Source organism: Pseudorhizobium tarimense, assembly GCF_022968135.1.
In the GTDB taxonomy this organism is placed as follows: domain Bacteria; phylum Pseudomonadota; class Alphaproteobacteria; order Rhizobiales; family Rhizobiaceae; genus Neorhizobium; species Neorhizobium tarimense.
The window spans coordinates 54,106-62,732 of sequence record NZ_JALJRA010000023.1 but is presented as its reverse complement, the minus strand read 5'-3'; the positions used below and the strand labels follow the sequence as shown (position 1 = coordinate 62,732).

7 protein-coding genes are annotated in these 8,627 nt (G+C 61.4%); 5 read left to right on the top strand and 2 right to left on the bottom strand.

Features of this window, described 5'->3' with window-relative positions:
* Positions 1 to 278: 278 nt before the first annotated feature.
* Positions 279 to 2,249 (bottom strand): TRAP transporter large permease, encoded by a 1,971-nt coding sequence (locus MUU54_RS21545; protein WP_247246013.1) that lies wholly within the window; start codon positions 2,247 to 2,249, stop codon positions 279 to 281.
* Positions 2,250 to 2,252: 3 nt separating this feature from the next.
* Positions 2,253 to 2,813, bottom strand: a complete 561-nt coding sequence (locus tag MUU54_RS21540; protein WP_247246012.1) for a TRAP transporter small permease subunit — start codon at positions 2,811 to 2,813, stop codon at positions 2,253 to 2,255.
* Between the two features lie 400 nt (positions 2,814 to 3,213).
* On the opposite strand from MUU54_RS21540, the gene MUU54_RS21535 reads away from it, so the two are divergent.
* The 5 genes from MUU54_RS21535 (at position 3,214) to MUU54_RS21515 (ending at position 8,614) form a co-directional block, all read left to right on the top strand.
* Entirely contained in the window at positions 3,214 to 5,484 is a 2,271-nt protein-coding gene (locus MUU54_RS21535) for a putative bifunctional diguanylate cyclase/phosphodiesterase (protein ID WP_247246011.1), read from the top strand.
* 158 nt (positions 5,485 to 5,642) lie between these two features.
* Positions 5,643 to 6,386 (top strand): N-acyl amino acid synthase FeeM domain-containing protein, encoded by a 744-nt coding sequence (locus MUU54_RS21530; protein ID WP_247246010.1) that lies wholly within the window; start codon positions 5,643 to 5,645, stop codon positions 6,384 to 6,386.
* A gap of 184 nt (positions 6,387 to 6,570) precedes the next feature.
* Entirely contained in the window at positions 6,571 to 6,795 is a 225-nt protein-coding gene (locus tag MUU54_RS21525) for an aa3-type cytochrome c oxidase subunit IV (RefSeq protein WP_247246009.1), read from the top strand.
* 80 nt (positions 6,796 to 6,875) lie between these two features.
* Entirely contained in the window at positions 6,876 to 8,204 is a 1,329-nt protein-coding gene (locus MUU54_RS21520) for a Re/Si-specific NAD(P)(+) transhydrogenase subunit alpha (protein ID WP_247246008.1), read from the top strand.
* Positions 8,204 to 8,614, top strand: coding sequence for an NAD(P) transhydrogenase subunit alpha part 2 (locus MUU54_RS21515; RefSeq protein WP_247246007.1), 411 nt, complete (start codon positions 8,204 to 8,206; stop codon positions 8,612 to 8,614). The genes MUU54_RS21520 and MUU54_RS21515 overlap by 1 nt, the downstream gene beginning before the upstream one ends.
* Positions 8,615 to 8,627: the final 13 nt, after the last annotated feature.

Below are 8,627 nucleotides of genomic sequence, written 5' to 3'. Positions count from 1 at the left end.
ATGGATGCCCGGGCCATCAACATCCGCACCGCCGCCGCCTGAAACCAAAAGAGGCCCCGGTTAAACCGGAGCCTCCAGACTGCTGACAAAGTCCTCTTTGCCTTTGCTGGCGCTACTTCGACTCCGATCCGTTCTCTTTTCGATTCAGAGACGTTCCGTGAATCTTGGTCCTTGAGAAGGTGGGGCGGGGGTTTGTCATCAAGCTGGAGGCCCCGGTTAAACCGGAGCCTCCATTCAGTTTCCACACAGCCTGTTTTCGGCAGGGGCCTTTTGGCGCTTTACTGGTTGATTGGCGGCGGCTGGCTGAGGCCCGGCAGGGCTTGCGGCGCCGGTTCTGTCTGCTGCGCCGGCTGGCCCGGAAGCCCCTCCAGCGGAGGGAGGCCGAATGCGGGCGATGCTGGCGGGGTGGTCGGCTCGGCCGGTGCTGCCGGGGCAGGGAATGCCGCCGGCTGTTCGCCGCCGAGGTTCAGCGGCGGCAGACCGAAGGCCGGCGGAGCGGCCGGTGCGGTTCCGCCCGAGCTCGGCTGCTGCTCACCGCCCAGGTTGAGCGGCGGGAGCCCCATGGCCGGCGGAGCGCTCGATCCGCCTCCCTGTCCTCCCATCGGCGGCAGGGTCAGGCCGCCTGCGCCGCCAAAGCCCGGGATCTCGATCTGCACGTCGGCTGGATCCATGCTCGGCGTATCCGTCTTGTAGTGCATGACCAGACCGGGGAAGAAGATCACCACCAGGATCATCGCGAACTGGATGACGATATAGGGGAAGACGCCTTTGTAGATCTCGGTGGTCTTTACGGCGGGCATCGTCTTGCCCGTCACCTTGTCCAGCCATGGCGCGACCGGCGCAATCGACCGCAGGAAGAACAGCGAGAAGCCGAAGGGCGGCGTCAGGAACGAGGTCTGCAGGTTGATGCCGAGAATGATCCCGAACCAGACGAGGTCAATCCCGTGCGCTTCCGCGACCGGCGCCAGAAGCGGCACGATGATGAAGGCGATCTCGAAGAAATCGAGGAAGCAGCCGAGGATGAAGACGATGATCGTCACCACCACGAGGAAGCCGTATTCGCCGCCGGGCAGGGCCAGCAGCAGTTCCTCGATCCAGACGTTTCCGTTGATGCCGTAGAAGGTGAGACCGAAGACGCGTGCGCCGATGAGGATCATCATGACGAAGGCGGAAAGCTTCGTCGTCGCGTCGAGCGCGTTCTTGACCGTGCCGAAGCTCAATCGGCCCTTGGCGAGCGCCAGCAGCAGGGCACCCGTCGCGCCCATGGCGCCGCCTTCCGTCGGCGTTGCAATGCCGAGGAAGATCGTGCCGAGCACGAGGAAGATCAGCGCCAGCGGCGGCACCAGGACGATGATGACCTGCTCGGCAAGCCGAGAGATCAGCTTCTTCTCGACGCGGCTGTTGACGAGGGCGACTAGGTAAACGGCGATGACGGCAAACGCCATGGCCGAGACCAGCTGCCATTCCGGCGACTGAATGCCGGTGAAGAGCACGTGCAGGCCGAGGTAGTAGAGACCCACAGCGATTGCCATCATCACGAGGAGCGAGGTGATGCCGTTTCCGAGAGTACGCGCTTCCATGGGAAGGGCGGGCGCCCATTGCGGTTTGATCATCGTGACGGCAAAGATGTAGAGGCAGTAGCTGCCGACGATCATCAGCGCCGGATAGAGCGCGCCGACATACATGTCGCCGACGGAACGGCCGAGCTGGTCGGCCATGACGATCAGGACAAGCGACGGCGGCACGATCTGCGCCAGCGTGCCGGATGCGGCGATCGTGCCGGAGACCAGCGGACGGTTATAGCCGTAGCGCATCATGATCGGCAGCGAGATGAGGCCCATGGCCATGACCGATGCGGCGACGACGCCGGTCGTCGCACCGAGCAGCGCACCGACGAGGATGACTGCATAGGCGAGGCCACCACGAACCGAGCCGAAGAGCTGGCCGATCGTGTCGAGCAGGTCCTCCGCCATGCGCGACCGCTCCAGGATGATCCCCATGAAGGTGAAGAACGGGATCGCCAGCAGCGTATCATTGTACATGATGCCGTAGATGCGTTCCGGATGCGACTGCAGGAGCGGCCAGAACAGCCGGATCTCCGGCGAGATCGCCGAAAGCTCGACGCCGAGAACGAAGTAGATCAGACCGCCGGCCGCCAGCGTGAACGCAACGGGATAGCCGAGCAGCAGCAGCAGCATGACGCTGGAGAACATCACCAGCGGCAGGTTGTGGGCAATGAAATCAATCACGCGTCAGACCTCCGTTGCCGCAGGCGGCATCTCGCCGGCCGTGTCGTGGCGAGGATCCTCGATCCGGCCTGTGATGACGGCATAGCGCTTGATGATCTCGGAGAAGGCCTGCAGCAGAAGCAGGATGAAGCCCAGGAGAACCACCAGCTTGGCCGGCCAGATGGTGAGGCCGCCGGCATTGGAGGATACCTCGCCGGAATTGAACGACAGCCAGAACCAGGGCCAGGCGAGATAGGCCATTAGAGCGGCGAAGGGAACGAGGAAAATGATGTGCAGGAGGAGGTCGATGATGTCGCGCGTCCGCTTGCTCCAGCTGGAGGACAGAATGTCGATGCGGACATGCTCGTTCTTCAGCAAGGCATAGGCTGCGGCCAGCATGAAGACCGTGCCGAACAGATACCACTGCACCTCCAGCCAGGCATTGGACGACATGTCCAACGCCTTGCGCAGGATGGCATTGCCGGCGCTGATCAAGACAGCGGCCAGCAGAAGCCATGAAACGGATTTCCCTATTGCCGTGGTCACGGCATCGATCACGCGCGTCAGCGCGAGCAGCGCAGCCATTTTTCCCCTCCTGTCGGCCTCTGCCACGATCCCGCCACTGAGAAGGGACAGGGACTGCAGTCGCCGAGCTCGCTTGTTTGCTGGCGAGGTGTATTGACTGGCGGGACAGAAATCAATTGTCCGACAAGCCAATCACGCTTGATTTCTGGGGGTTGTGACCCAGTGTCGCCGTCTTTCGCCGCTAAGGCCGCATCCGGGCGGGGGGCTGGCGAAGGCTTTAAGTCTGCGTTGCACAACTCCCCTCCAGTCTGCTGTGATGCTATGGGTTCTAGGGGCATGACTTTTGAGAGTTGTTAAGCAAGACGTGAAAAACCCCCAAGGTCTCAGGGGCTCAATATTGGATGCACCTAAAAATTAATGGGTTCCGGCCAGAATGCCGCCGAAACAAAGGGCAAGCCCCATGAAGGCGCACGAAGCGGGGACGCTGCCGACAGATGTCTATCTGTCCTTCGTCAGCTCGCTGTTTGGAAATCGCGGTACGCTTTTCACAGGTATGGTCGTCCATATCCTGTCGTGCTTCATTGTCTACGGATACTCGCAAGCGAACTTTTATCTTTGGCTCGCAGCCGTCTTCGCATCTGTTTTCGCATACCGGCTCTATTGGTTCCGCCGTTTCGACAGGACCGAGAAGACGTTGCTCTCGTTCCGCGACATCGTTCGATGGGAGGTCAGCTATGTCTATGGGGCGGCTGCCACCGCGCTGCTTCTGGGCATCGCCAGCGGATATGCGGTCGTCGTTCTTCGCGACCCTTACGTGTCGTTCATGTGCATCGCCGTGACGATGGCATCCATGGTTTCAATCGTTGGCCGCAACTTCGGGTCACCGCTTGCGGTTTCCCTCCAGACGCTCGGATGCTGCGTTCCGATCATTCTCGCATGTCTCTTCACCCAGCAGATCCATCTCATCCTGATGTCGCTGCTACTTGTCCCGTTCGGGCTTACCACCCGTTCCATGGCGACTGGCGTTCGGGATTTCCTCTATCGCAACGTCCTGGCTTCCCGTGAGCTTGCCCGGCTTGTCGACCGCTTCGACGTGGCGTTGAAGACCATTTCCCACGGGCTCATCATGGCTGATCGCGAAGGGGTCGTCCAGGTTGCAAACAGGCGCGCGCCTGACCTCCTCAAACTCCAGGACGACGGCAGGCTTGAGGGCCAGACGCTCTTGCCGCTGCTCAAGCGGAGCCTCGGAAGCGGCATAGGCCAGCTTCGCACTGCGATGGAGCGGGCAGAGGAGGAACGCTTCGCTGAGGCCTTGGTCCAACTGCCGGATGATTCCTACATCAACTTCACAGTCAGTCGTCGGTCCGAAGGCGGTATCGTCGTCGTATTCGAGGACGTCACAGCGCGCTTCATTGCCGACGAAAAGATCCGGTACATGGCCCGATATGACGCGTTGACGGGCCTGCCGAACGCCCACTATTTCAGAGAGTTGTGCAGGGAGCGGCTGAGCAGGGGATCAGACCAGGCATGTCTGCTGCTCCTCGACGTAGAGGGGTTCCGGCATGTCAACGACGTACGCGGTCACAGGGTCGGCGACGGCCTCCTGCAAGAGGTGGCAAGAAGGCTGTCATCGGTCTCGGCACACCGGTTCGTCATCGCGCGTATGATCGGTGACCGTTTTGCCATTCTTATTACTGGCGACGCTGAACTTGACCTCTTTGGCGAAGCCAGCAGCCTGCACGCGGCCGTTCAGGGCTCCTATTCCGTCGACGATCACAGTCTTTCCGTCAGCGTTAACGGCGGATACGTCCTGCTTCCGAACCACGAGCTTTCGATGGAGCAGTGGGAGATCAAGGCGGACCTTGCTCTCAACGATTCCAAGCTGAAGGGCAATGGTGCCCTGAGTTGCTTCCTTCCGGAAATGGATGCGATCTACTTCGAGGGGCAGCGGTTGCGCGCCGATCTGCGGCAGGCTCTGCGCGACAAGCAGCTTACCGTGGTCTATCAGCCGATGTACCTGCCTGATGGCTCTGCGGTGGAAAGCTGCGAAGCGCTGGTGAGGTGGACGCATCCGCAGAAGGGGCCGATCGCTCCAAACATCTTCGTGCCTCTCGCAGAGGACATGGGTATCGTCTCCGAGATCAGCCGATATGTGATGGATCAGGCCTGTCGGGACTGCGCCTCCTGGCCGGAACCCGTCGCCGTTTCCGTCAACCTCTCGGTTCACGACCTCAGAAGCGCCGACGTTGTAGGGTGGGTCACGGAAGCTCTCGAAGAACACAAGCTACCGGCGCAGCGGCTGCATGTCGAAGTTACCGAAAGCTTCTTCATGGATGATCCGGCGGCGGTCTGCACCATCCTGGAGCGGCTGCGGAGCATCGGCGTAACGATCTCAATTGACGACTTCGGCACCGGCTTTTCAAGCCTCAGCTATCTCGACTCGCTTCCGCTAGATATCGTCAAGATCGACCGCGCATTTGTAAGAGACATCGGTATGCAGTCGAAGCGGATGAAGCTTCTGCGCGGCATTGTTCAATTGACGCGGGAACTTGGCCTCACCGTTGTGCTGGAGGGCGTCGAGACAAAGCAGCAGCTTGCGCTCATCAACAAGTATGGCCTGGCTGACGTCATCCAAGGTTATGTCTTTTCAGCTCCCGTCTCTCCCACCGAACTGGTGACACTGCTATCTGAAAATTCGGTGCGCAAGGAGGCAGTTGGGGGCGCCGGCTGAGGGCGTACGCCTGACGAGGTCGCTAGAAGAAGAGTGCTCCGCGCGTTCTCTGCCGTTAACCATGTCTTTTAGAAGTTCGGTAATCTAGACTTCAAGCGTTGCCTGGGCTGGCTCGATCAGCGTTAATACCTGGTAAACATCACAGGTATTGCGTTGATATGGATCAGATTCTTTCCGAAGGCACCTTCAGCCAAAAGCTCCTCAACGTGCTCGATCACATCGAGTATCGCAGAATAGAAGATCAAGAAGATTTCGAAGCGATCGCGGCCCTCCGGTACAAAGCTTACAAGGCCAGGGACGTGCTGCCCGTGTCTGCCGTAAGTATGCTGGAGGAGGTTGACTTTGATCGGCAGGCCTATGTCTTCGGTGTCTACTACTACGAAGAGCTGATCAGCACGTTGCGTGTTCACCACGTGACGCCAGATCACCGGGTATGCCAGTCCAGCGGGATTTTCCCTGAGGCCGTGAATGCGTTTCTCGATGCCGGTATGACGTTGATCGATCCTGCACGCTTTGCGGCGGATCCCGATGTGGTCAGCGAACTTCCGTCGATCTCCTATCTCACACTTCGGCCGAGCATCATGGCAGCCATCTATTTCGACACCGACCGCGTGCTTCAGCACATTCGTCCCGCACATGCCGCTTTCTATCGTCGGGTCTTCAATGCCGATACGGTCGTGCCGCCGACGATGACCGAGACCTACGGCTTCGAACTCACCCTTCTGGCCTCGCGTCCGAGGGAGGTGCGTCCAAAACTGATGAAGCGTTACGCCTTTTTCGATTCCGAGTCCTACGAGCGCCGGCTGATGTTCGATCGGTCGCCGATGGCCGGCATGGCGCCGCTGACGATTCTGCCGACGGCGCGCTTTGCGCAGGCGACGGAGAGGCGAGCCGTAGCCTAAGACGTTCCGGCCGCACCGAACACCTGTGCCATTTGGCGCCATTGCGCTTTGTGGCCGCTTTGTGTAAGGCCTGAAGCAATGCCTCAGCGGCCGTGGTGAACGGTTTGGGACGGGCAAGATCAGGTATTTGACGGCCGTTGCTGCGCTTGATCGGCGGCTCAGCGCCGTGCAAGGGAGACGATACATGGATAACCACAGCAGCGGCCCCGTCGAAACAGGCGCCCAGATGGACTACGCCGAGCACGAGAAGACCTATAAGGGCTTCCTGACGCTCACCAAGTGGGGCACGATGCACCTCGTGGTGCTGATGATCGCGATGGCTGCCGGTTTCTTCGGCGGTGCCGGCTTCTTCGGCGCGCTGATCATCTTCCTCGTCCTTTCCGCCGCCGGCATTTACCTGCTTCGCTAACCAGCGCGCCGGGTTAAGTCGATTAGGGCAGGCACAACCGCGGTTGTGCCTGTGAGGGCAGAGACGGGGAGGGGCGTGTCTTGGCTAAGTTGGTTTTCGTACCTCGCGAGAGGGCGGGGGAAGAGCGGGTTGCGGCCTCGGCGGAGACGGTGAAGCGTCTTGCCGGGCTCGGCTTCGATGTGGTGATCGAAGCGGGTGCCGGCATCGCATCCGGGATTCCGGATGCGGATTACCAGGCGGCAGGGGCGCGTATCGGCGGTTCCGGTGATGCCGCCTCTGCCGACATCGTCCTCAAGGTGAATCGCCCCGAGCCCGAGGAGATAGCCTCTTACAGGTCCGGCGCGGCGGTGTTTGCCAGCATGGACCCCTACGGCAACGAAGCCGATATTGCCCGGATGGCGGAGGCCGGGCTCACCAGTTTCGCCATGGAACTGATGCCGCGGATCACGCGCGCGCAGTCGATGGACGTCCTGTCCTCGCAGGCGAACCTAGCCGGCTACCGCGCTGTTATTGACGCGGCCCACGAATATGGCCGGGCGCTGCCGATGATGATGACGGCCGCCGGCACGGTTCCGGCCGCCAAGGTCTTCGTCATGGGCGCAGGCGTTGCCGGCCTTCAGGCGATCGCCACGGCACGACGTCTTGGCGCCGTTGTTTCCGCCACCGATGTGCGTCCGGCGGCGAAGGAGCAGGTCGCGTCGCTCGGCGCGAAGTTCATTGCGGTCGAAGACGACGAGTTCAAGGCGGCCGAGACCGCCGGCGGCTACGCCAAGCAGATGTCTGCTGACTACCAGGCAAAGCAGGCGGCGCTGGTTGCCGATCACATCGCCAAGCAGGACATCGTCATCACCACCGCCCTCATCCCCGGAAGGCCGGCCCCCCGCCTCGTGACGCGGGCGATGCTCGCCTCGATGAAGCCGGGCTCCGTTGCTGTCGACCTTGCGGTGGAGCGGGGCGGCAATATCGAGGGGTCGGTGAAGGGCGAGATCGTTACGGTCGAGGACGTCAAGATCCTCGGTCACGCCAATGTGCCCGGCCGGGTCGCAGCATCTGCCTCTGCTCTCTATGCCAAGAACCTCTATGCGTTCCTGGAGACGATGGTCGACAAGGAGAGCAAGGAAGTCCGGATCGATCCCGAGGATGAGCTGGTCAAGGCGACGATGCTGACGCATGGGGGCAAGGTGGTGCACCCAAATTTTGTTGAGGCCGCCAATGCGGCTCGCGAAACGGTCGCGCCAGCCGCCGCCGTGGATCCGGCGCCGGTCGCGGCATCCGATACGCCAGCGCCCAAGAAGCCCGCGGCACGCAAGCCCAGCAATGCTGCAACGGCGGGCGAAGGTACTGAGAAGCCGAAGCGGGTGCGCAAGAAGCTTGATACGGCGACGCCAGGCGAGAAGGAGGGGCTCTGATGGCAAGCGACATGATGAATTCGGCGCTGAAGAGGCTCGACCAGGCTGTGGACGCGGTCCGGGTTGCCGCCGAGCAGGCGCCCGATGCGGTGGCTCAAGCCGCCCACGGCGTTTCCGGCGGCGCGATCGATCCCTTCGTCTTCCGGCTGGCGATCTTCGTGCTGGCGATGTTCGTCGGCTATTACGTCGTCTGGTCGGTTACGCCCGCGCTGCACACGCCGCTGATGGCCGTTACGAACGCCATCTCCTCGGTCATCGTCGTCGGTGCGCTGCTTGCGGTCGGCATCTCGGCCAGCGGTTATGCCACGGGCTTCGGTTTCGTGGCGCTGGTGCTCGTTTCGGTCAACATCTTCGGCGGCTTCCTGGTGACCAGCCGGATGCTGGCCATGTACAAGAAAAAAGATCGCTGAGGGTCCTGCGGAT

What these genes read in the sequence shown, in the direction of transcription:
- MUU54_RS21540 (WP_247246012.1), bottom strand. Translation starts at nt 2,813, where the DNA reads ATGGCTGCGCTGCTCGCGCTGACGCGCGTGATCGATGCCGTGACCACG.
- MUU54_RS21535 (WP_247246011.1), top strand. Translation starts at nt 3,214, where the DNA reads ATGAAGGCGCACGAAGCGGGGACGCTGCCGACAGATGTCTATCTGTCC.
- MUU54_RS21530 (WP_247246010.1), top strand. Translation starts at nt 5,643, where the DNA reads ATGGATCAGATTCTTTCCGAAGGCACCTTCAGCCAAAAGCTCCTCAAC.
- MUU54_RS21525 (WP_247246009.1), top strand. Translation starts at nt 6,571, where the DNA reads ATGGATAACCACAGCAGCGGCCCCGTCGAAACAGGCGCCCAGATGGAC.
- MUU54_RS21515 (WP_247246007.1), top strand. Translation starts at nt 8,204, where the DNA reads ATGGCAAGCGACATGATGAATTCGGCGCTGAAGAGGCTCGACCAGGCT.